This is a genomic window from Enterobacter wuhouensis (assembly GCF_004331265.1).
Classification (GTDB): Bacteria; Pseudomonadota; Gammaproteobacteria; order Enterobacterales; family Enterobacteriaceae; genus Enterobacter; species Enterobacter wuhouensis.
In genome coordinates this window covers 21,331-43,353 of the sequence record NZ_SJOO01000005.1, presented here as the reverse complement: position 1 = coordinate 43,353, position 22,023 = coordinate 21,331, and the positions used below count along the sequence as shown (strand labels likewise).

Sequence of the window (22,023 nt, the reverse complement as noted above, 5' to 3'; positions counted from 1 at the left end):
CTGAGACGCACAAGCCGACCTTCGGGTCGGCTTTTTTATGCCTGCTGCACGGGTTTTCGCATCCCGGTCAACTCCGGCATGATCTGGCGCATCATATCCAGAAAGCGACGCAGGCGCGCCGGGTAGTAGCGAGACCAGGGATAAACCAGATGCACCGGCAGCGCCGCGGGCTGCCACTCCGGCAGTAAATGCACCAGGCGCCCTTCCCGAATATCGTCCTGTACTGTCCAGCTGGATACCACCGCCACGCCCAGCCCGGTGAGTGCGGTATTTCGTGCGACATACAAGCTGTCCGTGCTGAGGCGCGGCGTGATGGCAATACGCGCGGTTGAGGCCGTACCGTCGTGAGAAAGCTCGACATGGTGCTGGTAGAAGGAGCTGATGGCCACCCAGGGAAGCAGCTGTAAATCCTCCGGCGTCATGACAGGCGGAAAGCGGGCCAGCAGCGCCGGAGAGGCCACCACGGAGCGCGGGACTTCGGCCAACAGCACCGACACGGTTGCCGGATCGACTTCCGCCCCCACCCTTATTGCACAGTCAAGGTTGTCGCCAAGAAAGTCAGCCGAACGATCGTTGAGCATCCACTCCACGGATAGCAGCGGATAGCGCTGCAAAAATTCGGTTAAGGGTTTCAGGAGCTGATCCTGACCAAACGCGTGCGGCGCGCGCACGCGCAGCACCCCAACCGGCTCATCCTCCGCGTGCCCGACCTCATCCTCAAGCGCCAGCCAGCTGTCAATTACCCGCCGGGCATGCTGGTAGCATCGCTCCCCGTCGTCCGTCAGCCGGGTCGTGTGGGTGGTACGCAGCAGCAAACGCACCCCCAGCAGGGTTTCCAGCGACTGCAGGCGCCGGCTCACCGTCGCCTGGGTCGTCGAAAGCTGTCGCGCAGCCGCAGAGAGCGATCCCCCCTCAACGATGCGAACGAAGGTTCGCATGAGTTCAACTCTGTCTATACGTTCAGTTCGCTTCATTATTTTTTGCTTATACGTTCAACGTATAAGCGTTTTACCACCAGGCCTTCTACCGCCGCAAGCTGTACTGATAAAAAATAGCGCTACACAACGAATGAGGAATCTCTATGAAAACAACATCTGCTCACCACGCCGTAAGCCGCTGGGTGATTTTTATGCTGGCAATGGGGGCTGGTTTTAGCGTGGCCTCAATCTACTATGCGCAACCGCTGTTGCCGCTGGTGGGCGCAGACCTTCATCTGAGTATTGAAGGCATGGGGCTGGTTCCCACCCTCACTCAGGCAGGCTATGCGTTAGGTATTCTCTTCCTGCTTCCGCTTGGCGACCGCCACGACCGCAGAACGCTGATCCTGATAAAAAGCGCGGCGCTGGCGCTGTTCCTGCTGGGCTGCAGCCTGACCGGGCAGCTATATTCGCTGCTGTTAACCAGCCTGCTGATCGGGATGGCAGCCACCATGGCACAGGATATCGTGCCCGCCGCCGCCATCCTTGCTCCTGAAGGCAAACAGGGAAAAACCGTGGGCACGGTGATGACGGGTCTGCTGCTCGGGATACTGCTGTCGAGAACCGTCAGCGGCGTGGTCGGCGAAGCCTTTGGCTGGCGCGTTATGTATCAGCTGGCCGCCGCGAGCATTGCGTTTGTCGGCGTGGTGATGTGGGCCGTTCTTCCCCGCTTTGCCGTTCATTCCGCGCTAGGCTATCCGGCGCTGATGCGCTCAATGGAGCACCTGTGGCGTCGTTACCCGGCACTGCGTCGCGCCGCGATGGCACAGGGCTTTCTCTCGATTGCCTTTAGCGCCTTCTGGTCTACGCTTGCGGTCATGCTGCTGGAGCGCTATCACCTTGGCAGTGCCGTCGCGGGCGGTTTTGGTATCGCGGGTGCCGCAGGCGCGCTGGCTGCCCCGCTGGCAGGGGGTCTTGCCGACAAGCTGGGCGCAGGGAAAGTCACCCAGCTTGGCGCACTGCTTGTCACAATCTCGTTTGCGCTAATGTTCCTGATGCCTGCGCTGGGTATCCACGGACAGCTTATTCTGATTGCAATATCCGCCGTCGGTTTCGACCTTGGCCTGCAGTCAAGCCTGGTGGCACATCAGAATCTGGTCTATAGCCTTGAACCGCAGGCGCGCGGTCGTCTGAACGCCCTGCTGTTTACGGTTGTATTTATCGGCATGGCACTGGGCTCGGCCCTGGGAAGCAAGATATACACCCTGGCGGGCTGGCCTGGCGTGGTCGCGCTGGCGACGGCATGCGGTGCGATTGCGCTTGCGATCCGTCTGGTTGAAAGCGCCCGCGTCAGCGCGGCATCCGCAAACGCCGCCTAAAAAAATGCCCAATCCATCAGGATTGGGCAGGCAAAACACGCCCAGTTTCAGAACGTGTTCTAAGAGGTCAGGATGTTACTTATTCATCTGGAACAGAGACATGCCCTGCATATCGCTGAACGCTTTATAAGACGCCTGCAGGGCCGCCTGCTGCATGGAGTAAGAAGAGATAACCGAGTTCCAGTCAACGTCCACCAGGTCACTCATCTGCTGAGTCTGCCCCAGCGCGCGGTCATCACCCAGCGAATCCAGCTTGCCCAGCTCATCCAGCTTGATACCCAGATCGGCGCGTACGGTCAGCACGTTGTTCAGCGAGTTGCTCAGGCCACGGTTGGCTTTATCGATCGCAGCGGTAAACTCATCGGCTTTGGTCTGGTCACCTTCTACGGGCGTGTTCAGCGCAGCAATCGCGCTGTCCAGAATCTTAAACAGGTTCGTTTCCGGCGCACTGCCGTCCGGCTCTGGTTTTGCATTGCTGGTAAAGGTATCGAAAACCTGGGTGCCCGTATGGCTGATTTGCATGGTACGCGCGGCGTCAACCTGCTGGCTGATTGCCTTATCCCCGCCGTTATAGGCCCCGGTAGTCTGGTCAAAGGCCGCGGCCTCGGTTTTGTAACCCGCAAAGATATAACGACCATTACCATCGGTACTGTTCGCAAGGTTCATCAGCTGATCGCGAATACCCTGCAGGTTAGTAGCCAGCGAGGCGCGGTCATCGTCACTCAGGGTGCCGTTGCCCGCATTCACAATCTTTTCCTGAGCGGACTGAATCGCGGTTGTCACCTGGGACAGCACGTTCTCTTCCAGCGACACCTTGGTCGTGGCGAAGGAACGCGCCAGCGCATACTGGCTGTTTTGGGTCTGCGCCTGCGACAGCACAACGGCCTGCGAGGCGGCAATCGGGTCATCAGATGGACGGTTTACGCGCTTACCGGTAGACATCTGCTCGCCATAGCTGAGCCAGAGGCTTTGGGAGTTTGTCACTCCGCGCATGCTCTGCTCATACATCATTTGAGTACTAATACGCATTTTCTATGCCTCAGCCTTAGCGAATGTTGATCAATGCATCAAACAGCGTGCTCGCCGTTTGCAGCACCTGCGCGTTTGCCAGGTAATACTGCTGATAACGCTGCAGGTTGCCGTACTCTTCGTCCAGGTTAACCCCGGAAATCGACTGCTGCTGTTTGGTCAGCTGCGTCACCACGTTGTCTTTGGTTTCGCTGCTGGTTTTCAGCGACGCCGTGGTGCTCCCCACCGTACTGACCAGCGCAGCATAGGCGTCGTTAACGGTTTTATTGCCGCCCACCAGCTTGACGTTCTGCAGATCCAACAGCTTTTGACCGTTGGTATTATCGCTTTCGCCGCTGTCGCTGGCGGAAGCCATTGCCAGCTTAGACTCATCGCTGATCGCAACGTCCATATTCATGATGACGTCGTTCACCGGCTTCACGATGAAGCTGTCTTTTTTGTCTGCATTACCGCTGATGTTAACGTTCAGGCCGTCAAACGACAGGTTACCCGTTGTGGCATCCGGCGTGGCCGTAAAGCTGGTGTTGTCAGACAGGCGGGTGATCGTCCAGTCGGTACCGTTGTACTCAACCTTATAGTTTGTCGCCTGTACCTTGGTGCTGTCCGTCATGGTCGCCGTCACGGAGGCAGTGCCGGTATTTTTGGTGTTGCTCTGCACCGACGGAGAACCAAAATCAAACAGTTTGCCGCCCTTGACGCCGTTCGCATCAAAGCCGGCCTGATGCTGGGTATTCATGGCGTCAGCGAACGCCAGCGCCATCTGGTTAAGGGAGTTGCGCGCCTGATCCAGGTCCTTCGCGCGGAAGGTTAACAGCCCACCCAGCGAACCGGTGGTAATCAGCTTTTCCGGGATCTCGACGTTGCCGGACGCCGTATCAACATAGGCAATCGTCGTACGCGAAGAGTCTGCACTGGATTTCACCGCAGCCAGCTGGCTGGCAGTACTGCCCTGCACCAGGGTGTAGCCGTTCGCGATGGAGATATTGTACGTACCGCTGTCCTGCACGGTCACGTCCACACCCACAATCTTGTTCAACTCGCTCACCAGCTGATCGCGCTGATCGAGCAGTTCGTTCGGCGATGCGCCCGCGCCAACGCCGGTCAGACGGGAAATCTGATCGTTAAGGTTGGCTATCTGCTTCGCGTAGTTATTGATCTGATCCACGCTGGTCGTGATCGCGGTGTTCACCTGCGCATCCTGATCGCGAAGATACTGATCGTTGGTTTTAAACTGGTTTACCAGGCCATCCGCTTTGCCGATCACCGTCTGGCGCGCAGCCGGATCTTCGGCGTTACTCACCAGCGTTTGCAGGCTCTTGAAGAAATCCTGCAGCGTGGTCGAAAGCGAGTTGGTGGTATCGGAGAGCACGTCGTCAATCTTTGACATCTGCTGATAGCGCGTCGTCAGCCCGCTGCTCTGCGTCTGTGCGGCGCGCAGCTGGTTGGTAATGAAGGCGTCATACTCACGCTGCACGCCGGAGACATAAACCCCGTTCCCCACCCAGCCACCGCCGGTCAGCGTGCTGTTAGCCGCGCCCAGAATGGTATTCTGGCGGGTGTAACCTGCCACGTTATAGCTTGAAATATTATTACTTACGGTATTAAGTGCCGCCTGTGCCGCACTGAGGCCACTCATGGCGCTGTTAATCAAACTGGACATGGGGGTTCCTTTTATACTTTCAGACACGAGTCCTGATGAAGGTTATCGGCAGCCTCCACCGGGACTTGAGAACTTTCAGAACAGATTTTCAATATCGGTGCTATAGGCTTTACTCACCTTCTCACCCATCGATTTCAGCTGCTGGATCATGCTGGTGAGCTTGCGCGCATAGTTCGGATCGGTAGCGTATCCAGCATTCTGCAATGCCTGCGCGCCCTGCTCCGGCGTTGATGCCTGCGTCACGGCGGTATAGCGCGGGTTTCGGCTTAACAGGCCAACGTAGTCTGACAATGCTTCAAGGTAGGAGCTGTAAACGCGGAATTTGGCTTTAACCTTCACTGCCGCGCCGTTTTCGTATTCGGTGGTGGTGATCTCGGTTGTCGGCCCCTTCCAGCTGGAGGTGGCTTTCACGCCAAAGATGTTGAAGCTTGGATCGCCGTTTTCCTTGCGGATCTGACGCTGGCCCCAGCCCGACTCCAGGGCCGCCTGGGCCAGGATCAGGTGATGCGGTACCCCGCTCTGCTCGCTGGCCAGTCGCGCAGGCAGAGAAAGCTGCGCAAGGAAGTCTTTACTGTCGCCGGAGAGCGGCTCGTCGCGCGTCTCTGCGGGCTTCGGCATGGCCTTACGCACCATCTGCGTCAGCGCCTGGTTCTGATAACTGGTCACCGTTTCGATGTCGAACTTCATCGGCACCTGCTGCGGCTGATCCTCAGGCTGAATACCCTGCGCGGCGGCGGTCTGTTTGACAATCATGTCAGCCAGACCGAGCCCTTTACCGGCGGTCATCTGCTGTGCAATCTGCTGGTCATACATGCTGGTGTAAAGCCGCGTGGAATCGCTGCTGAACATCCCGTCTTTCGGCAGGGTCTCACGCATGCTTTTCAGCATCATCTGCACGAACATCCCCTCCACCTGGCGGGCGACCGGGCGGATATTCGCCGCCGGGTCTTTGCCTGCTTTGGTTTTCAGTTCGTTCAGCGACTGGGCATCCCAGGCGGCACCGGTCAGCAGTTTGCTATCGGTCAGCATTAGATGATTTCCAGTTTGGCGCGCAGGCAGCCTGCACTTTGCATCGATTGCAGAATCGACATCAGATCCATCGGCGTCGCGCCCAGCGCGTTCAGGGCGCGCACCACGCTGTTGAGGTTCGCGCTGGAACGCACGCTTTGCAGCGAGCCGCCGCTCTGGCGCAAATCAATCTGCGTTTGCGGTGTCACTACCGTCTGACCGCCACCAAATGGCGTGTCCGGCTGGCTGACGTTGGCAGAGCGGTTCACCGTCACGGAGAGGTTACCCTGCGCTACGGCACAGCTGTCCAGCGACACCTCGCGGTTCATTACCACCGACCCGGTGCGTGAGTTGATGATGACTTTGGCATCCTGCACCGGCACGTTCACTTCCATATTCTGGATATCCGCCAGCATACGCACCTGGTTACTGTTACCCGAAGAGGTCCGGATCTGCACGGTACGCGCGTCAAGCGCCGTGGCGCTTCCGTAGCCGCGGCTGCGGTTGATGGTGTCGGCAATTTGCTGCGCCATCGTGAAGTCTTCATTGTTGAGCTGCAGGTTGATGGTATTCCCTGCGCCAAACTGGGTCGGCAGCTCGCGCTCGATGATGGCCCCGTTGGTGATACGCCCGCCGTTCAGCTGGTTCACCTGCACGCTGCTCCCGCCCGCAGAAACACCGGCACCGCCAACCAGAATGTTACCCTGCGCCAGAGCATAGACCTGGCTGTCGACGCCCTTAAGCGGCGTCATCAACAGCGTGCCGCCGCGCAGGCTTTTGGCGTTACCCATGGAAGAAACCACCACGTCGATGGTCTGCCCCTGACGCGCGAACGCCGGATAGGACGCGGTCACCATCACCGCCGCCACGTTTTTCAGCTGCATGTTGGTCCCCGCAGGGACGGTAATACCAAGCTGCGAAAGCATGTTGTTCAGGCTCTGGGTGGTGAACGGCGTTTGGGTGGTCTGGTCACCCGTACCGTCCAGCCCCACCACCAGGCCATAGCCAATCAGCGAGTTCTCGCGCACGCCCTGAACGCTGGTCAGGTCGCGAATACGGTCAGCCTGAGCGAAGGTTGCCACCAGCGCCAGCGCGACGGCGAAGATCGTTTTAAACATGGGTCACCTCGCTTACATCGGCGATAAGTTAAGGAAGAAACGCTGCAGCCAGCCCATATTTTGCGCTTCATTGATATAGCCGTTACCGACGTATTCAATGCGCGCATCCGCCACCTGGGTGGACGGTACGGTATTGGTGCCGCTGATGGTGCGAGGGTTAACCACACCGGAGAAGCGAATGAACTCAGTGCCCTGATTAATGGCGATCTGTTTTTCACCCACAACGTGTAAATTGCCGTTAACCAGCACCTGGTCAACCGTCACCGTCAGCGTGCCGCTGAAGGTGTTACTGGCGTTTGCGCCACCTTTACCGTTAAAGGTATTGCCGCCAGATGCCTCAACATCCGCACGCGCATTGCCGAACAGGCCCTGCAGATAGCGTGGAACGGTGTCGAAGCCAAAATTGGTTTTGCCATCGCGGCTGGCGTTCGCCGACGAGCTCTTGCTCGCACTGACGTTTTCCTGCAGCACAATGGTCAGCGTATCGCCGACGTTACGCGGGCGACGATCTTCAAACAGCGGCTGATAGCCGTAGTTAATCGGCTGTGCGGTCTGGAAAATGGAGCCGTTCACCACGGGCGCGGGGCCGGGAACGGGCTGGGCGGTAGTCGCACCCTCGACCAATGGTTTAGACGGGATCCAGGCACATCCGCTGAGGGTGACGGCCAGAACAGTCAGTACTGGATAACGAAACGCCGCGTTTTTTTGCATTGCATTCATCTTCGAAAACAGGGAGCCGGTGCGGGGTTTACCGCACCGGGCTACACCTTAGAGTTGCGTCAGTTTCTGCAGCATCTGGTCGGTCGTCGACACTGCTTTACTGTTAATTTCATACGCGCGCTGAACCTGGATCATGTTTACCAGCTCTTCCGCCACGTTAACGTTAGAGGTTTCGACATAACCCTGATAGAGCAGACCCGCACCGTTGAGGCCCGGCGTACTCTCATTTGGCGTACCGGAGGATTGCGTTTCGGTGTACAGGTTCTCACCAATGCTTTCCAGCCCGGTATCGTTCATGAAGGTGGTCAGGTTCAGCTGCCCAACCTGAACGGGCGCGGCCTGCCCCTGCTGGGTCACGCTGACTACACCGTCACGGCCAATGGTAATGCTCAGGGCATTGGCAGGGATGGTGATCGCAGGCTGAACCTGGAAGCCGCCCGCCGTCACCAGCTGGCCGTTCTGATCCACCTGGAAAGAGCCGTCGCGAGTATAGGCAGAGGTGCCGTCAGGCAGCTGCACCTGGAAGAAGCCCTGCCCTTTGATGGCGACATCTTTGCTGTTGTTGGTCTGAGACAGGTTGCCCTGGCTGTGCAGACGTTCAGTTGCCACCGGACGTACGCCGGTACCAATCTGCAGACCGGACGGCAGCGTCGTTTGCTCGGAAGACTGAGCGCCCGGCTGGCGAATGGTTTGATAAAGCAAATCTTCGAAAACGGCACGCTGACGCTTGAAACCATTGGTGCTGACGTTTGCCAGGTTGTTGGCAATAACGTCCATATTGGTTTGCTGCGCGTCCAGGCCGGTTTTCGCGATCCATAAAGAACTGATCATAAGGAGTCCTGTTAACTCATAGCCAGAAGTTGGTTAGCCTTGCTCGCGTTTTCATCCACGCTGCTGATAATCTTCATCTGCATTTCAAAACGACGGGCGCTGGCAATCATGTCGGTCATGGCTTCCACCGGTTTGACGTTACTGCCTTCAAGAACGCCCGACATCACGCGAATGCTCGGATCGGCCTGCAGCGTGGCGCCACGGGTGGCCTGGGCCGCCTGGGTCAGACGGAACATGCCGTCGTCGCCGCGCTGCACCTCTTTGCCTTCCGCTTTAACCAGCTTCAGACGCCCGACGGGTGCGACGGTATTGGCCGGATCGCCGGGGTTCAATGCCGAGATCGTTCCGTCCGCCGCGATGGTCAGCTCAGACCCTTCAGGCACCGTGAGCGGGCCCGCTTCGCCCATCACCGGATGCCCCTGAATCGTCAGCTGTCCGGTCGCGCTCACCTGGATGCTGCCGTTACGGGTATAGCCTTCGCTACCGTCTGCCGTTTGCACCGCCAGCCAGCCGTCCTGCTGCAGGGCAACGTCGAGCGGGCGCGAGGTGTAATCCATCTGGCCTGGCGTCATGTCTGCACCCGGCGTAGAGGCCGTCACCAGCGTACGCGTTGGCAGCGAAAGCCCTTCTACCGGCACCGCACGCAGCGCGTTAAGCTGCGCGCGGAAGCCCGGCGTAGAGGCGTTTGCCAGGTTGCTGGCCGTAACCGCCTGCTGATTGAGCGTCTGACTTGCGGCGCCCATCGCTGTATATATTGCGTGATCCATTGCGCTTTCCCGTCAGCCGCTTAACGCAGGTTAACCAGCGTGTTGAGGATCTGATCCTGGGTTTTGATGGTCTGCGCGTTCGACTGGTAGTTACGTTGCGCGACGATCATGTTCACCAGCTCTTTACTCAGATCAACGTTGGACGCTTCCAGCGCGCCGTTGGTCAGCGTGCCGAAGTTACCGGTGCCCGCCGTGCCCAGCAGCGCAACGCCTGAGGACTGCGTGGCAGACCAGACGTTATTGCCTTCTGACTGCAGGCCTTCGTTGTTGGCGAAGTTCGCCATGACGATCTGGCCCAGCACCTGAGTCTGTTCATTGGAGTAGTTACCCACAACCGTGCCGTCGTCGTTGATCTGGTAGCTCACCAGGTCACCCGGCTTGTAGCCGTTCTGGGTAGTACCGACCACGTTATTCGCGCCGGTGTTCTGCTGCATGGAGTTCTGGAAGTTAAGGTTGAAAGTCGCCGGATCTGCACCGCTGACGGAACCCGTGGTGATATCAATAGACGGCGTGGTGTTCGGCGTCGAGCTCAGCGCACCGCCAGCACCGTAGTTGTACACGCCTTCCAGGTTACCGTTGCTGTCAAAGCTCATCTGCGCAGCTTTGGTTGCCGCAGAGCCCGCCACGCTCCCATCTTGGGTGTAGAGATCCCACTTGTTGTCCGCTGTTTTCACGTAGTAGACGTACATGTTATGGGCGTTACCCTGGGTGTCGAAGACGGTCACGGTCCCTTTTTTGTTGTAGGTATCCGGGTTGGTCGCATCGAATGCACCGGTCTGCTTATCATCCGTCGAGTTGAGGTTGATCTGCTGCGTTGCCGTGGTGGTTGCTTTCGCGCCCATCAGGGTGTTCGGGATGGTGATCGCCTGAGGGTTCGCGCCGGTCTGTACCGTTGGCGGCGTGCCCGCCACCGGATAACCGGTCAGCTGCAGGCCCTGCATGTTCACCAGGGTACGGTTTTCATCCAGCTTGAACTGGCCGTTACGGCTGTAGAACACGGAGCCGTTGGAATCGACCATGCGGAAGAAACCGTTCTGGCTGATGGCAACGTCCAGGCCACGACCGGTGTTGGTGGTGGTACCGTCGGTAAAGTCCTGAGTGATGCCCGCAACCTTAACGCCCAGGCCCACTTTGGAACCGGCAAACATGTCTGCAAAAGACGCAGAGCCGGATTTAAAACCATAGGTCGCGGAGTTGGCGATGTTGTTGCCAATGACGTCCAGGTTGGTGGCCGCAGCATTCAGGCCGCTGACCGCTTGAGAAAAGGCCATGACTTACTCCTGATAAGTGTAAAGGCTTAGATAATCTGCCGAACTTCGTCGAGTGTGGTGGTACCGGAAGTACCCAAATCCAGCTTGCTGCCGTCGCTGCTTTTAATCACGCCCTGCACCAGGCCAAACTGCAGCGGTTGCGCCACCAGCTGCGTGGTGCCGTTGCTGGCGCTGATCGCAACCTTGTAGGAACCGTTCGGCGCCGTGGTGCCGTCGGTCATGCTGCCATCCCAGGTAAAGGTATGAACGCCCGCGCTCAGCCCACCGATATCGATGGTGCGCACGACCGCACCGGTGGAATCGGTGATCGTCGCGGTCACTTTATCCGCCGCCTGCTGCAGCTCAACGCCAAATGGCGTTGTTGAGGTGGTGGTCGTGCCGTCGGTGGTACTGCTGCCGGCAAGTACGGTGGTACCCGGGATCATCACGCCGTGGCCAATCAGGTTGGCGGCCTGCAGAGACTGGCTGCTGTCGATTTGGCCGGAGACGGAGCCCAGGGTGGTATTGAGCTTCTCGATGCCGCTCACGGTGCTGATCTGCGCAAGCTGCGTGGTCAGCTCGTTGTTTTGCATCGGGTTGGTGGGGTCCTGGTTCTTCAACTGCGCCACCAGCAGCGTGAGGAAGCTGCTTTGCAGGTCGTTAGCGCTGCTGCCCGTCAGGGAGCTGGAGCCCGTCGAACTTGTGCCGGATACGCCCGAGCTGGTCGTATCATTCATATTCACGGCGATGGACATGCGTGTCTCCTTTACTGGCCGAGAGTGAGAGTTTTGAGCATCATGCTCTTCACGGTATTAAGCACTTCGACGTTGGCCTGGTAGCTCCGTGAAGCCGACATGGAGTTCACCATCTCGCCCACCACGTCCACGTTAGGCATCTTGACGTAACCACTGGCATCCGCGAGGGGGTTACCGGGTTCATACACCAGCTTGTCTGGCGCCTGGCTCTCTACCACGTCAGAGACTTTCACGCCGCCCGTCGCCGCGCCCGGCGCAGCATCGACCTGAAAGACCACCTGTTTCGCGCGATACGGCTGTCCGTCTGGCCCGGTCACGCTGTCGGCGTTGGCCAGGTTACTGGCGGCCACGTTCAGACGTTTGGACTGTGCGGTTAGCGCCGAACCGGCAATATCAAAAATATTCAGCAAAGCCATCGATTAGTTGCCCCCCTGAAGGACGCTCATCATGCCTTTAATTTGTCCACCCAACAGGGTCAGCCCCGTCTGGTACTGCAGGCTGTTATCGGCAAATTGTGTACGCTCCCGATCCATGTCAACGGTGTTACCGTCAAGCGATGGCTGGTCGGGAATGCGGTAAAGCAGGTCGGTCGTTGGGGCGGTCATCGCCTGTGCGGGAATATGGCGTGAGGACGTCAGTGCAAGTGCGACACCCGTTCCTTCGGCACGTCCACGCTCCATCACTTTTTTAAGTTCACTGGAAAAATCAATATCGCGCGCCTGAAACCCGGGGGTATCCGCGTTAGCGATATTGGCAGCTAAAATCTCCTGCCGCTGGGCGCGCAAATTGAGCGCTTCCTGCTGAAAACGTAGCGCGGCGTCGAGTTTATCGAGCATGTCTCCTCCGCTGATGGGAAAATTTCAGTTCACAGCTTAAATCTCATGCCGTCTCCCTTATCGACGGAATAAGCGCAAAATGCGTCGCTATTTATTCCGTTGATGCAAAACCACTGCAGGTAAAATCCTCTCAATTCTGAAAACGGTGGAACCTGCGATGCGGACGTTGAAAAGTGGCCTGGCGGCAACCCTCTTACTGTTAAGTCCCCTGGTTGAGGCGGAAAATTTACAGGATCGGCTGACGACCTTTTTTGCTCAGCAGCTGGCAGGATTTAGCGATGACGTCAGCGTGGCCGTTCGCACGCCGCCTAACCTGTATCCGTCCTGCGAGCAGCCATCGTTCAACGTGACGGGCACGACAAAGCTATGGGGCAACGTGAACGTGCTCGCGCGCTGCGCCAATGAAAAACGCTATTTGCAGGTTGTGGTTCAGGCGACGGGCAATTATGTTGTCGCGGCCGTCCCTATCGCGCGCGGCACCCTGCTGCAGGCCAACAGCGTCACGCTGAAGCGTGGACGTCTTGACCAGCTTCCGCCGAGGACAATGCTTGATATTAATCAGGCGCAGGAGGCCGTAAGCCTGCGCGATGTGGCGCCAGGCCAGCCGATACAGCTCACGATGCTTCGTCAGGCATGGCGCGTAAAAGCAGGACAGCAGGTGATGGTGGTGGCCAACGGTGACGGCTTTAGTATTAACAGTGAAGGGAAGGCGTTAAATAACGCCGCCGTGGCGCAAAATGCCCGAGTCAGAATGTCCTCAGGCCAGGTGGTGAGCGGGACGGTCGATTCTGATGGGAATATTCTGATTAACCTATAATCTTTTTAAAGATTTCGTGACGGCTGCCGATAAATATTCAACTAATGATGATGTCAGGCGCAAACGCCGCGAACCCTCGATGAGGACAATAATATGAGCATTGATCGTACATCAGCCCTGAAGCCGGTAAGCACTGTACAACCTCGCGAAACGAATGACGCTACGCCGCAGAAAACGCGTCTGGAAAAACCGACCACCGCGAACAGCACCAGCGTCACCCTGAGCGATGCCCAGGCAAAACTGATGCAGCCGGGAAGCGGCGATATCAACATGGAACGTGTTGAACAGCTGAAGACGGCTATTCGTAACGGTGAGCTGAAAATGGATACCAGCAAAATCGCTGACGCGCTGATTCAGGACGCGCAGAGTTTCTTACAGAGTAACTAACGGTATGAGTCGACTGTCAGAAATACTGGATCAAATGACGGTTGTTCTGAACGACCTGAAAACCGTAATGGATGCGGAACAGCAGCACCTGTCTTCCGGTCAGGTTAACGGCAGCGCGCTGCAACGCATTACTGAAGACAAAAGTTCGCTTCTGGCAACGCTGGACTATCTGGAGCAGCAGCGTCGCGCTGAGCAAGATCCCAAGCGCAGCGCAAATGATGAGATTGTTGAACGCTGGCAGACGATTACAGAAAAAACCCAGCACCTGCGCGATCTCAACCAGCACAACGGCTGGCTTCTTGAAGGTCAGATAGTGCGTAACCAGCAGGCGCTTGAGGTTTTAAAACCGCATAAAGAAACGGGACTGTACGGGGCGGATGGTCAGACCGCCACGGCGCGCGTGACCGGCGGGAAAAAGATTTCGATTTGACGCCTCTGCGTCACATCATGCAGCGGGGAGCACCTCAGGGTGGACTCCCCTTTTGTGTTTATGCCGTGCGGCGGGCAAACTCTTTCACCTTAAAGCCCAGCACCGCGAGCGTCGCAAAGTAAGCGACGATCCCAACCACGACCACGGCCATCAGGCGCATCAGGCGGTAAGGCATCGTGCCCTGCGACCACTCAGGCATTACGTGCATCATCCCGAGCAGTGCAGCCGACATCACCAGCACGGCAACAATCAGTCGCAGTAGAAAACGCGCCCAGCCCGGCTGCGGGGTGAAGATATCCTGCTTGCGCAGCTGCCAGTACAGCAGGCCGGCGTTCAGACAGGCCGCCAGACCAATCGATAGCGACAGACCGGCATGCTTGAGCGGGCCAATAAACGCGAGGTTCATCAGCTGCGTCATGATCAGGGTCACAATGGCGATTTTAACCGGCGTCTTGATATCCTGGCGGGAGTAAAAGCCCGGTGCCAGCACTTTAACCACAATCAATCCCATCAGCCCGACAGAATAGGCGACAAGCGCGCGCTGGGTCATCGCTGCGTCAAAGGCGGTGAATTTACCATACTGGAACAGGGATACCGTCAGCGGCTTCGCCAGAATGCCCAGGGCAACCGCGCTTGGCAGCGCCAGCAGAAAGCACAGGCGTAATCCCCAGTCCATCAGGCGGCAATATTCATCATGATTCCCGCTGGCAAAGCTTTTCGACAGCGACGGCAAAAGAATGGTGCCCAGCGCCACGCCCAGCACTCCAGACGGGAACTCCATCAGGCGATCGGCATAGTACATCCAGGAAACCGATCCGGAGACCAGGAAGGAGGCGAAAATGGTATTAATAATCAGTGAAATCTGGCTCACAGAGACGCCGAGGATCGCCGGCCCCATCTGCTTGATCACCCGCATCGCCCCCGCATCGCGGAAGTTGATCCGCGGCAGCACCAGCATGCCGATTTTCTTCAGGTGCGGAAGCTGGTAGGCGAGCTGCAGAACGCCGCCCACGGTTACCGCCCACGCCAGGGCCAGAATCGGCGGATTAAAATACGGCGCGGCAAACAGCGCAAAACCGAGCATGCTGACGTTAAGAAACGTCGGCGCAAACGCCGGCACGGAGAAGCGGTTCCAGGTATTCAGGATCGCGCCCACCAGCGAGGCGAGCGAGATCAGCAGAATATAAGGAAAGGTAATGCGCAGCAGCTGCGAGGTGAGCGCAAATTTGTCTGCCGTATCGGCAAATCCGGGCGCCGTCACCATAATCACCCACGGCGCGGCCAGCATCCCGATCACGGTGACCAACGCCAGGGCCAGCGTCAGCAGGCCGGAGACATAAGCGACAAATACGCGCGTCGCATCCTCGCCCTGCTTGCTTTTATATTCCGCCAGAATCGGCACAAACGCCTGAGAAAATGCGCCTTCCGCAAATATGCGGCGCAGCAGGTTCGGCAGTTTGAATGCCACGAAAAAGGCGTCCGTTGCCATCCCTGCGCCAAAGACCCTTGCCACCACCGCATCGCGCGCAAAGCCCAGCACGCGGGAAAACATGGTCATCGAGCTGACGGCTGCCAGCGATTTTAATAAGTTCATTAACGTGAATTTCCACAACCCTACGGATATGTAGGCCGGATAAGCGCAAGCGCCACCCGGCAAAGCCAACAAGCGGCGCTTAGTCTAACCGGATTTCAACGAATTACTATCCGCAGATGTTACAGCGGGTTATTCGCTCATGGCATCGCGCCAGAGTTTTTCCACAATGCGCTGCGCCATAACCGCCTGTTCGCCGGCGGTTTCAGGAACCGTCTGATTTTGTACGCAGCCAATAAAATGACGGGCGCAACCGGCAAAACCGCGCTGCTCCAGCGTGCTCTGCCAGCCGGGCACCGGCAGCGCAACCACGCCGTTACCCTTCTCCTCCCGCCATTCTCGCATATCGATGATGTCATAAAGCGCACCGTCGGTAACGGCCTGGACAGATTCGCGCTGGCTGCCCGCGCGGCGATGCATGCTGGTGGTCACCTGCAGATGCTCGACGGCAAAGTGATGTTCGGCATAGACCATCTCACCTTCGTCATTCGTCCGCAGGATACCACTTTGCAACTGAGCGTTTCCGTTGGTCAGCCACAGCGCCGTGTCCACCACGTGCAGGTAATCGTCCAGCAGCGTAAAGCGTAAATCGTTTGGCCCAATGCTGTCCGTACGGTGTTTATCCATACGCAGCGAGGCAATAGTGGCGGACTGCGCTTTGAGCTGCTGATAGAGCGGGGCAAATCGTCGGTTGAAGCCCACCATCAGCGTCAGGTTTTTACGTGCCGCCAGCTCAATCAGGCGCTCGGCGTCCTGAAGGTTTTCGGCAAGGGGTTTATCCACGCAGACGTGAACGCCCGCGTTCAGCAGCTCGCTCACGACCTGGTAGTGCGTTGCGGTTGAGGTATGAACAAACACCGCATCGCAGTCGCGCGCTAAATCCAACAGCGAGCTGGCATAGGGTATCCGCCAGCTTTCGCAGATGCGCTCGGCTTTTTCGCGCGAGGGTGACCATGCGCCCTGCAGGATCCAGTCCGTCGCAGCCCCTAATACGGGCAGCCAGGCCTTCTGCGCAATGCCGCCCAGCCCCACCACGCCTACACGTAATTTTTTCAACGTTACTCTCCCAGATGTGCCAGCAATGCATCCAGGCGCTGCTTCAGCCCGGCCACCTCTTCCTCCAGCGCCTCCACGCGCGCCGCCAGGCCTTCATTGTTCGCGGAGGAATCGGATTCGATCGCGACGGGTGACGTATCAACGTCACCGCTAAACAGGTGCATATAGCGGCTTTCCCGCTTGCCCGGCTCGCGCGCCAGCCGCACCACGTACGGGCCATCCTCACGCGTAGCCAGCCCGTCAAGCGTCTGCTCAACCTCCTGCATATCGCTAAATTCATGCATGCGGGACGCGCGCGTCCGCAGCTCGCCCGGGGTTTGCGCCCCGCGCAGCAGCAGCGTGGTAATCACCGCCACTTCCGCACCGCTCAGCTTGAGGTCGCCAAACTCGGAGTTACAAAAGCGCTGTTCGTATTTGGTGACGCGATTGCCGAAGCCGCTGACGGTGCGCAGATAGTGGCGCTTGACCAGCGCATCCAGCACGTCCTGAACCTCATGCTCGCTAAGGTTCATCACCGGCTCGCGGTTGGTCTTTTGGTTACAGGCCATCGTCACCGCGTTGACAGAGAGCGGGTACTGCTCTGGCGTCGTGACCTGTTTTTCCAGCAAGCACCCGATAACGCGCGCTTCCGTACCGTCTAACTGATATTTCATCTTTGCTCCTTAACGACCAGCGGTCCAGTCCGGGGTGGTTAATGCCGTGAGGACGTGATCGCGCCACTCGCCGTCAATTAACAGGTAGTCTTTGGCATATCCCTCTTTCTCGAACCCTAATCGTGCCAGCAGATCCCCGCTGCGATTATTATGCGGCATGTAGTTCGCCATAATGCGATGGATATGCTGCGTGCGCTGCATATAGCGGATGGCCGCCGTCAGCGCCTCAAACATCAGCCCCTGCCCTTGCCACTTTTGGCCGATGGAGTAGCCGAGGTAGCAGGCGTGGAACGATCCGCGCACCACGTTAGAAAAATTGGCGATGCCGACAATCTCTTTTTCGTCCGGGTCCAGGAGCGCAAAATAGAATGCGCTGCCTTGTTTATGAAATTCCGCGATCATCCCCAGGCGCGCCTGCCAGCCTGACGGGTAGCAATGGCTCTCGTCACGAACGGGTTCCCAGGGTTTTAAAAACTGGCGATTCTCGGCGTAATAATCCGCCAGACGCCAGGCATCACGCTCGTGCACCAGACGAACGACCAGCCTGTCCGTTATCAGACGCACTTTTGGCACGTTACTGCGATAGCCAAACATCGATACCACTCCTTCCCGTTACTTCTGTTCTACCCGATTAGCTTTACTATACCTGCGCCCGTGCCGTCTGTGAAAACAGTGACATACCATTTTGACCTCATTTCACATTTTTCGATGAGAACTCTCAATCAAAGCCCTCTTTTGATAAAAAAATATTGTCACGGGGAGGGGTGGGAAAACGCGCGGCGACACCGCAGAATGTTAGCGTGCTCACCTTCTTATTTTCCCTGGAGGGAAAATGTCCCGCGTATCACAGGCCAGGAGCCTGGGTAAATATTTCCTGCTAGTCGATAACATGCTGGTCGTGCTCGGCTTCTTTGTCGTGTTTCCGCTTATCTCGATTCGCTTTGTCGATCAGATGGGCTGGGCTGCCCTGATGGTGGGTATTGCGCTGGGGCTACGCCAGTTTGTCCAGCAGGGGCTGGGCGTCTTTGGCGGGGCCATTGCTGACCGGTTCGGCGCTAAGCCGATGATCGTCACCGGCATGCTGTTGCGCGCGGCTGGGTTTGCCACGATGGCGGTCGCCCATGAGCCCTGGCTGCTGTGGTTCTCCTGTTTCCTCTCCGGGATTGGCGGCACGCTCTTCGATCCACCGCGCACCGCGCTGGTGGTGAAATTAATTCGCCCGCAGCACCGGGGTCGCTTCTTCTCAATTCTGATGATGCAGGACAGCGCCGGCGCGGTGATTGGCGCCCTGCTGGGAAGCTGGCTGCTGCAGTATGACTTCCGCCTGGTCTGTGCGACCGGCGCCGTGCTCTTTATGCTGTGCGCGCTGTTTAACGGCCTGTATCTGCCAGCCTGGAAACTGTCGACGGTCAAAGCGCCGGTGCGCGAAGGTCTGGGCCGCGTGCTGCGCGACAGGCGATTTGTCACCTATGTGCTGACCCTGACGGGCTACTACATGCTGGCCGTCCAGGTCATGCTGATGCTGCCCATCATGGTTAACGACATCGCGGGCACGCCTGCCGCCGTTAAATGGATGTACGCCATCGAAGCCTCTCTTTCCCTGACGCTGCTCTATCCGATTGCCCGCTGGAGCGAACGGCGCTTTCGCCTGGAGCATCGCCTGATGGCCGGACTTCTGCTGATGACGCTGAGCATGATGCCTATCGGCCTGGTCAATTCGCTGCAGCAGCTGTTCATGCTGATTTGCACCTTCTATATCGGTTCAATTATTGCCGAGCCGGCACGTGAAACGCTGAGTGCCTCGCTGGCGGACGCCCGCGCTCGCGGCAGCTACATGGGCTTCAGCCGGCTGGGGCTGGCCCTGGGCGGCGCGCTGGGCTATACCGGCGGCGGCTGGCTGTTCGATGCCGGTAAAGCGCTAAGCCAGCCGGAACTCCCGTGGATGATGCTCGGCGCGGTGGGCTTTATCACGCTCGTCGCCCTGTGGTGGCAGTTCAGTTCGAAACGCCTGTCGAGCGGTATGCTCGAACCCGGCGCGTAGCCCTTCCCTCTGGCGGAACGCTTTTCCACCTTCAATATCAGTTTTTTCTGCTGGTTTATGCGAATTCACGCTGACATACTGGCGCATCAGGACAGATGCGCCGATTTTCGTTGAGGAACACCATGAAAAAGATTGTCATTGCCGCGGCATTTATTGTCAGCGGCCTGCTGGTTGGCTGTAATCAGCTTACGCAATACACCGTCAGTGAACAGGAAATTAATCAGGCGCTGGAAAAACATAACAACTTTTCTAAAGACATCGGCGTGCCGGGCCTTGCCGACGCGCACATCGTCCTCAGCAATCTTGCCAGCCAGATTGGTCGCGAAGAGCCAAATAAAGTGACCCTTTCCGGGGATGCCCGTCTGGATATGACGTCGTTGTTCGGCAACCAAAAAGCGGACATTAAGCTTAAGCTGAAAGCGCTGCCCGTCTTCAACAAAGAGAAAGGGGCTATTTTCCTCCAGGAAATGGAGATCGTCGATGCGGTCGTGACGCCGGATAAAATGAAGCCGGTACTGCAGACCCTGATGCCCTACCTGAATCAGTCCCTGCGCAATTACTTCAACCAGCAGCCTGCCTACGTCCTGAGTGAGGACAAGAGCAAGGGTGAAGCGCTCGCGAAGAAATATGCAAAAGGGATAGAGGTGAAGCCGGGAGAAATTATCATTCCCTTCACCGAGTAACCTCAAGGGCGCACGGGCGCCCTTTTTTTTACAGAAATGTGTGCAAACGAAAACGTTTCCGCTTATGATTTGTGTCCGGCAAAAACAGCCATCTTATGACTGATCTCTCTCAAGCCGGAGCTTCCATGACTGCACAATCCCAGGTTCTTAAAATCCGCCGCCCCGACGACTGGCATATCCATCTGCGTGATGGCGATATGCTAAAAACCGTCGTGCCCTACACCAGCGAAATTTATGGCCGCGCGATTGTTATGCCAAACCTGGTTCCGCCAGTCACCACCGTCGATGCGGCTATCGCCTACCGTCAGCGTATCCTTGATGCCGTTCCGGCCGGGCATGATTTTACCCCGCTGATGACCTGCTATCTGACCGACTCGCTCGACCCGAACGAGGTGGAGCGCGGATTTAACGAAGGCGTGTTTACCGCAGCCAAGCTCTATCCGGCCAATGCCACCACAAACTCCAGCCACGGCGTCACCAGCATTGATGCCATCATGCCGGTTCTTGAACGCATGCAAAAGCTGGGTATGCCGCTGCTGGTTCACGGCGAAGTCACGCACGCCGAGATTGACATCTTCGATCGTGAGGCCCGTTTTATCGAAACCGTGATGGAACCTTTACGCCAGCGCCTGCCCGCGCTGAAGGTGGTGTTTGAACATATCACCACCAAAGATGCCGCTGAATACGTCCGCGACGGTAACGAGCTGATCGCCGCGACCATCACGCCTCAGCACCTGATGTTTAACCGCAACCACATGCTGGTGGGCGGCGTTCGCCCTCACCTGTATTGCCTGCCAATCCTCAAGCGCAATATCCACCAGCAGGCCCTTCGCGAGCTGGTTGCCAGCGGTTTCTCTCGCGCGTTCCTGGGCACCGACTCCGCCCCGCACGCGCGTCATCGTAAAGAAGCAAGCTGCGGCTGTGCAGGGTGCTTCAACGCCCCGACCGCGCTTGCCAGCTACGCGACCGTGTTTGAAGAGATGGATGCGCTGCAGCACTTCGAGGGCTTCTGCTCCCTTAACGGCCCGCGCTTCTATGGGCTGCCGGTGAATGACGGCTTCATTGAGCTGGAGCGTAAAGAGAGTCAGGTCGTGGAATCCATTCCGCTGACCGATGATACGCTGATCCCCTTCCTGGCAGGTGAAACCGTACGCTGGACGGTAAAACGCTAAATAATCAACGCCCCTTGTTGCCAATTTGACAGATTACCTGTATATATAAACAGTATATTACACAGGGGGCATTTATGCGTATTGAAGTCACCGTAGCCAAAACAACCGTATTACCTGCCGGCGCACTCGATGCGCTGGCGGGTGAGTTATCCCGTCGTATCCATAATACCTTTCCGCAGAACGACAGCGCCGTCACCGTGCGCTACGCCACGGCAAACAACCTCTCCGTCATCGGCGGAGCGAAAGAAGACAAAGACCGCATCAGCGAAATCCTGCAGGAAACCTGGGAAAGCGCCGACGACTGGTTCATAACAGATTAAATTTGCTCCCTCATTGTGTTTTTTGCCGGGTCGCCCCGGCTTTTTTTGATCCCGCCAGCCATAAGTTCAAATTATTTCAGCTTCTTCTTAGAAAATCGTGAACAAGACGGTGTTTTATTGTTCTAATTATCCTAAAAGACAGAAAAATGTGTTGCTAGCTGTTTATTTTTCCCTTAGGAACCCTTATTACTTGTATACTGAAGATGCTTTCAGAAAAACATGCATTGAACCTCAAGCCGTTGTCTTCTAACACGCATTAAGGGGGTTATAATGGAAAAGAATAGCGAAGTCATCCAGACCCACCCGCTGGTCGGCTGGGATATCAGTACCGTAGATAGCTACGATGCGCTGATGCTGCGTTTGCACTACCAGACCCCAAATCAACTCAACCGTGAGGAAGCGGAAGTTGGACAGACGCTGTGGCTTACGACAGACGTCGCTCGTCAGTTTATTTCTATTTTAGAAGCAGGCATCGCAAAAATAGAATCTGGCGACTATCAGGAAAATGAGTATAAACGGCATTAATCTCATGCCCATTTTTCACTCAACAGGCACCCCCGGGGTGCCTTATTTATTTCTCCCTTGTATCTCCCCCGGTTGTTA

Annotated in this window: 25 protein-coding genes; 9 read left to right on the top strand and 16 right to left on the bottom strand. The window is 57.3% G+C overall.

All coding sequences use genetic code 11. The features are described from left to right. Nucleotides 1-35: 35 nt before the first annotated feature. A complete protein-coding gene (locus E0L20_RS12880) occupies nucleotides 36-974 on the bottom strand; it encodes a LysR family transcriptional regulator (RefSeq protein WP_131634285.1) in 939 nt (312 codons plus the stop codon). Between the two features lie 107 nt (nucleotides 975-1,081). Here E0L20_RS12880 and E0L20_RS12875 point away from each other — a divergent pair, with 107 nt between their 5' ends. After that, nucleotides 1,082-2,296: an MFS transporter gene (locus tag E0L20_RS12875; protein WP_131634284.1), complete on the top strand. Its 1,215-nt coding sequence runs from the start codon at nucleotides 1,082-1,084 to the stop codon at nucleotides 2,294-2,296. A 75-nt stretch (nucleotides 2,297-2,371) separates the two neighbouring features. Here E0L20_RS12875 and flgL read toward each other — a convergent pair whose 3' ends face one another. The 11 genes from flgL to flgB all read right to left on the bottom strand — a co-directional run bounded on the left by flgL (nucleotide 2,372) and on the right by flgB (nucleotide 12,270). Next, entirely contained in the window at nucleotides 2,372-3,325 is a 954-nt protein-coding gene (gene flgL, locus E0L20_RS12870; RefSeq protein ID WP_131634283.1) for a flagellar hook-associated protein FlgL, read from the bottom strand. A 16-nt stretch (nucleotides 3,326-3,341) separates the two neighbouring features. After that, nucleotides 3,342-4,985, bottom strand: a complete 1,644-nt coding sequence (gene flgK / locus E0L20_RS12865) for a flagellar hook-associated protein FlgK (RefSeq protein WP_131634282.1) — start codon at nucleotides 4,983-4,985, stop codon at nucleotides 3,342-3,344. A gap of 75 nt (nucleotides 4,986-5,060) precedes the next feature. Further along, the gene (gene flgJ, locus E0L20_RS12860; RefSeq protein ID WP_010429665.1) at nucleotides 5,061-6,014 is read right to left on the bottom strand and encodes a flagellar assembly peptidoglycan hydrolase FlgJ; all 954 of its coding nucleotides are present in this window, start codon (nucleotides 6,012-6,014) and stop codon (nucleotides 5,061-5,063) included. Next, the gene (locus E0L20_RS12855; protein WP_131634281.1) at nucleotides 6,014-7,111 is read right to left on the bottom strand and encodes a flagellar basal body P-ring protein FlgI; all 1,098 of its coding nucleotides are present in this window, start codon (nucleotides 7,109-7,111) and stop codon (nucleotides 6,014-6,016) included. Before E0L20_RS12855 ends, flgJ begins: the two co-directional genes overlap by 1 nt. Nucleotides 7,112-7,123: 12 nt before the next feature. After that, a complete protein-coding gene (flgH, locus tag E0L20_RS12850) occupies nucleotides 7,124-7,822 on the bottom strand; it encodes a flagellar basal body L-ring protein FlgH (RefSeq protein WP_131634280.1) in 699 nt (232 codons plus the stop codon). A gap of 57 nt (nucleotides 7,823-7,879) precedes the next feature. Beyond that, nucleotides 7,880-8,662 (bottom strand): flagellar basal-body rod protein FlgG, encoded by a 783-nt coding sequence (gene flgG / locus E0L20_RS12845; RefSeq protein WP_008500810.1) that lies wholly within the window; start codon nucleotides 8,660-8,662, stop codon nucleotides 7,880-7,882. Nucleotides 8,663-8,673: 11 nt separating this feature from the next. Then, complete coding sequence (locus tag E0L20_RS12840) at nucleotides 8,674-9,429, bottom strand: flagellar basal body rod protein FlgF (protein WP_131634279.1); 756 nt, start codon at nucleotides 9,427-9,429, stop codon at nucleotides 8,674-8,676. Between the two features lie 20 nt (nucleotides 9,430-9,449). Continuing rightward, nucleotides 9,450-10,700 carry a flagellar hook protein FlgE gene (gene flgE, locus E0L20_RS12835; RefSeq protein WP_131634278.1) on the bottom strand — a complete coding sequence of 417 codons (1,251 nt, stop codon included), beginning with the start codon at nucleotides 10,698-10,700 and terminating at the stop codon, nucleotides 9,450-9,452. 26 nt (nucleotides 10,701-10,726) lie between these two features. After that, entirely contained in the window at nucleotides 10,727-11,434 is a 708-nt protein-coding gene (gene flgD / locus E0L20_RS12830; protein WP_131634277.1) for a flagellar hook assembly protein FlgD, read from the bottom strand. Nucleotides 11,435-11,445: 11 nt separating this feature from the next. Continuing rightward, on the bottom strand, nucleotides 11,446-11,850 hold the full coding sequence (flgC, locus tag E0L20_RS12825) for a flagellar basal body rod protein FlgC (RefSeq protein WP_014069769.1): 405 nt from the start codon (nucleotides 11,848-11,850) through the stop codon (nucleotides 11,446-11,448). Nucleotides 11,851-11,853: 3 nt separating this feature from the next. Continuing rightward, on the bottom strand, nucleotides 11,854-12,270 hold the full coding sequence (gene flgB, locus E0L20_RS12820; protein WP_131634276.1) for a flagellar basal body rod protein FlgB: 417 nt from the start codon (nucleotides 12,268-12,270) through the stop codon (nucleotides 11,854-11,856). Nucleotides 12,271-12,427: 157 nt separating this feature from the next. Here flgB and flgA point away from each other — a divergent pair, with 157 nt between their 5' ends. From flgA to flgN, 3 genes are all read left to right on the top strand, one after another. Next, nucleotides 12,428-13,087: a flagellar basal body P-ring formation chaperone FlgA gene (flgA, locus tag E0L20_RS12810; protein WP_131634275.1), complete on the top strand. Its 660-nt coding sequence runs from the start codon at nucleotides 12,428-12,430 to the stop codon at nucleotides 13,085-13,087. 93 nt (nucleotides 13,088-13,180) lie between these two features. Continuing rightward, the gene (flgM, locus tag E0L20_RS12805; RefSeq protein WP_131634274.1) at nucleotides 13,181-13,474 is read left to right on the top strand and encodes a flagellar biosynthesis anti-sigma factor FlgM; all 294 of its coding nucleotides are present in this window, start codon (nucleotides 13,181-13,183) and stop codon (nucleotides 13,472-13,474) included. A gap of 4 nt (nucleotides 13,475-13,478) precedes the next feature. After that, on the top strand, nucleotides 13,479-13,904 hold the full coding sequence (gene flgN, locus E0L20_RS12800) for a flagella biosynthesis chaperone FlgN (protein ID WP_131634273.1): 426 nt from the start codon (nucleotides 13,479-13,481) through the stop codon (nucleotides 13,902-13,904). A gap of 58 nt (nucleotides 13,905-13,962) precedes the next feature. On the opposite strand, the gene murJ is transcribed toward flgN, so the two are convergent. From murJ to rimJ, 4 genes are all read right to left on the bottom strand, one after another. Beyond that, the gene (gene murJ, locus E0L20_RS12795) at nucleotides 13,963-15,498 is read right to left on the bottom strand and encodes a murein biosynthesis integral membrane protein MurJ (protein ID WP_131634272.1); all 1,536 of its coding nucleotides are present in this window, start codon (nucleotides 15,496-15,498) and stop codon (nucleotides 13,963-13,965) included. 129 nt (nucleotides 15,499-15,627) lie between these two features. Next, nucleotides 15,628-16,551 (bottom strand): Gfo/Idh/MocA family protein, encoded by a 924-nt coding sequence (locus E0L20_RS12790; protein WP_131634271.1) that lies wholly within the window; start codon nucleotides 16,549-16,551, stop codon nucleotides 15,628-15,630. Between the two features lie 2 nt (nucleotides 16,552-16,553). Next, nucleotides 16,554-17,204, bottom strand: a complete 651-nt coding sequence (locus tag E0L20_RS12785; RefSeq protein WP_131634270.1) for a YceH family protein — start codon at nucleotides 17,202-17,204, stop codon at nucleotides 16,554-16,556. A gap of 9 nt (nucleotides 17,205-17,213) precedes the next feature. Next, nucleotides 17,214-17,798 carry a ribosomal protein S5-alanine N-acetyltransferase gene (gene rimJ / locus E0L20_RS12780; RefSeq protein WP_131634269.1) on the bottom strand — a complete coding sequence of 195 codons (585 nt, stop codon included), beginning with the start codon at nucleotides 17,796-17,798 and terminating at the stop codon, nucleotides 17,214-17,216. 238 nt (nucleotides 17,799-18,036) lie between these two features. Between rimJ and mdtH the strand changes: the two genes are divergently transcribed. The 5 genes from mdtH (at nucleotide 18,037) to bssS (ending at nucleotide 21,945) form a co-directional block, all read left to right on the top strand. Then, on the top strand, nucleotides 18,037-19,245 hold the full coding sequence (gene mdtH / locus E0L20_RS12775; protein WP_131634268.1) for a multidrug efflux MFS transporter MdtH: 1,209 nt from the start codon (nucleotides 18,037-18,039) through the stop codon (nucleotides 19,243-19,245). A gap of 122 nt (nucleotides 19,246-19,367) precedes the next feature. Then, nucleotides 19,368-19,928 (top strand): lipoprotein, encoded by a 561-nt coding sequence (locus E0L20_RS12770; RefSeq protein WP_131634267.1) that lies wholly within the window; start codon nucleotides 19,368-19,370, stop codon nucleotides 19,926-19,928. Nucleotides 19,929-20,053: 125 nt separating this feature from the next. Further along, nucleotides 20,054-21,100, top strand: coding sequence for a dihydroorotase (gene pyrC, locus E0L20_RS12765; protein ID WP_131634266.1), 1,047 nt, complete (start codon nucleotides 20,054-20,056; stop codon nucleotides 21,098-21,100). A gap of 74 nt (nucleotides 21,101-21,174) precedes the next feature. After that, nucleotides 21,175-21,420 carry a DNA damage-inducible protein I gene (dinI, locus tag E0L20_RS12760; RefSeq protein WP_131634265.1) on the top strand — a complete coding sequence of 82 codons (246 nt, stop codon included), beginning with the start codon at nucleotides 21,175-21,177 and terminating at the stop codon, nucleotides 21,418-21,420. Nucleotides 21,421-21,690: 270 nt separating this feature from the next. Next, a complete protein-coding gene (gene bssS / locus E0L20_RS12755; RefSeq protein ID WP_008500827.1) occupies nucleotides 21,691-21,945 on the top strand; it encodes a biofilm formation regulator BssS in 255 nt (84 codons plus the stop codon). Nucleotides 21,946-22,023 lie beyond the last annotated feature (78 nt).

Coding starts and splice junctions, on each gene's coding strand:
- flgL (WP_131634283.1), bottom strand. CDS start 3,325: ATGCGTATTAGTACTCAAATGATGTATGAGCAGAGCATGCGCGGAGTG.
- flgN (WP_131634273.1), top strand. CDS start 13,479: ATGAGTCGACTGTCAGAAATACTGGATCAAATGACGGTTGTTCTGAAC.
- pyrC (WP_131634266.1), top strand. CDS start 20,054: ATGACTGCACAATCCCAGGTTCTTAAAATCCGCCGCCCCGACGACTGG.
- E0L20_RS12770 (WP_131634267.1), top strand. CDS start 19,368: ATGAAAAAGATTGTCATTGCCGCGGCATTTATTGTCAGCGGCCTGCTG.
- E0L20_RS12855 (WP_131634281.1), bottom strand. CDS start 7,111: ATGTTTAAAACGATCTTCGCCGTCGCGCTGGCGCTGGTGGCAACCTTC.
- flgA (WP_131634275.1), top strand. CDS start 12,428: ATGCGGACGTTGAAAAGTGGCCTGGCGGCAACCCTCTTACTGTTAAGT.
- E0L20_RS12880 (WP_131634285.1), bottom strand. CDS start 974: ATGAAGCGAACTGAACGTATAGACAGAGTTGAACTCATGCGAACCTTC.
- dinI (WP_131634265.1), top strand. CDS start 21,175: ATGCGTATTGAAGTCACCGTAGCCAAAACAACCGTATTACCTGCCGGC.
- flgB (WP_131634276.1), bottom strand. CDS start 12,270: ATGCTCGATAAACTCGACGCCGCGCTACGTTTTCAGCAGGAAGCGCTC.
- E0L20_RS12875 (WP_131634284.1), top strand. CDS start 1,082: ATGAAAACAACATCTGCTCACCACGCCGTAAGCCGCTGGGTGATTTTT.
- flgM (WP_131634274.1), top strand. CDS start 13,181: ATGAGCATTGATCGTACATCAGCCCTGAAGCCGGTAAGCACTGTACAA.
- flgE (WP_131634278.1), bottom strand. CDS start 10,700: ATGGCCTTTTCTCAAGCGGTCAGCGGCCTGAATGCTGCGGCCACCAAC.
- E0L20_RS12785 (WP_131634270.1), bottom strand. CDS start 17,204: ATGAAATATCAGTTAGACGGTACGGAAGCGCGCGTTATCGGGTGCTTG.
- flgH (WP_131634280.1), bottom strand. CDS start 7,822: ATGCAAAAAAACGCGGCGTTTCGTTATCCAGTACTGACTGTTCTGGCC.
- flgG (WP_008500810.1), bottom strand. CDS start 8,662: ATGATCAGTTCTTTATGGATCGCGAAAACCGGCCTGGACGCGCAGCAA.
- rimJ (WP_131634269.1), bottom strand. CDS start 17,798: ATGTTTGGCTATCGCAGTAACGTGCCAAAAGTGCGTCTGATAACGGAC.
- bssS (WP_008500827.1), top strand. CDS start 21,691: ATGGAAAAGAATAGCGAAGTCATCCAGACCCACCCGCTGGTCGGCTGG.
- flgC (WP_014069769.1), bottom strand. CDS start 11,850: ATGGCTTTGCTGAATATTTTTGATATTGCCGGTTCGGCGCTAACCGCA.
- mdtH (WP_131634268.1), top strand. CDS start 18,037: ATGTCCCGCGTATCACAGGCCAGGAGCCTGGGTAAATATTTCCTGCTA.
- flgJ (WP_010429665.1), bottom strand. CDS start 6,014: ATGCTGACCGATAGCAAACTGCTGACCGGTGCCGCCTGGGATGCCCAG.
- flgK (WP_131634282.1), bottom strand. CDS start 4,985: ATGTCCAGTTTGATTAACAGCGCCATGAGTGGCCTCAGTGCGGCACAG.
- flgD (WP_131634277.1), bottom strand. CDS start 11,434: ATGTCCATCGCCGTGAATATGAATGATACGACCAGCTCGGGCGTATCC.
- E0L20_RS12840 (WP_131634279.1), bottom strand. CDS start 9,429: ATGGATCACGCAATATATACAGCGATGGGCGCCGCAAGTCAGACGCTC.
- murJ (WP_131634272.1), bottom strand. CDS start 15,498: ATGAACTTATTAAAATCGCTGGCAGCCGTCAGCTCGATGACCATGTTT.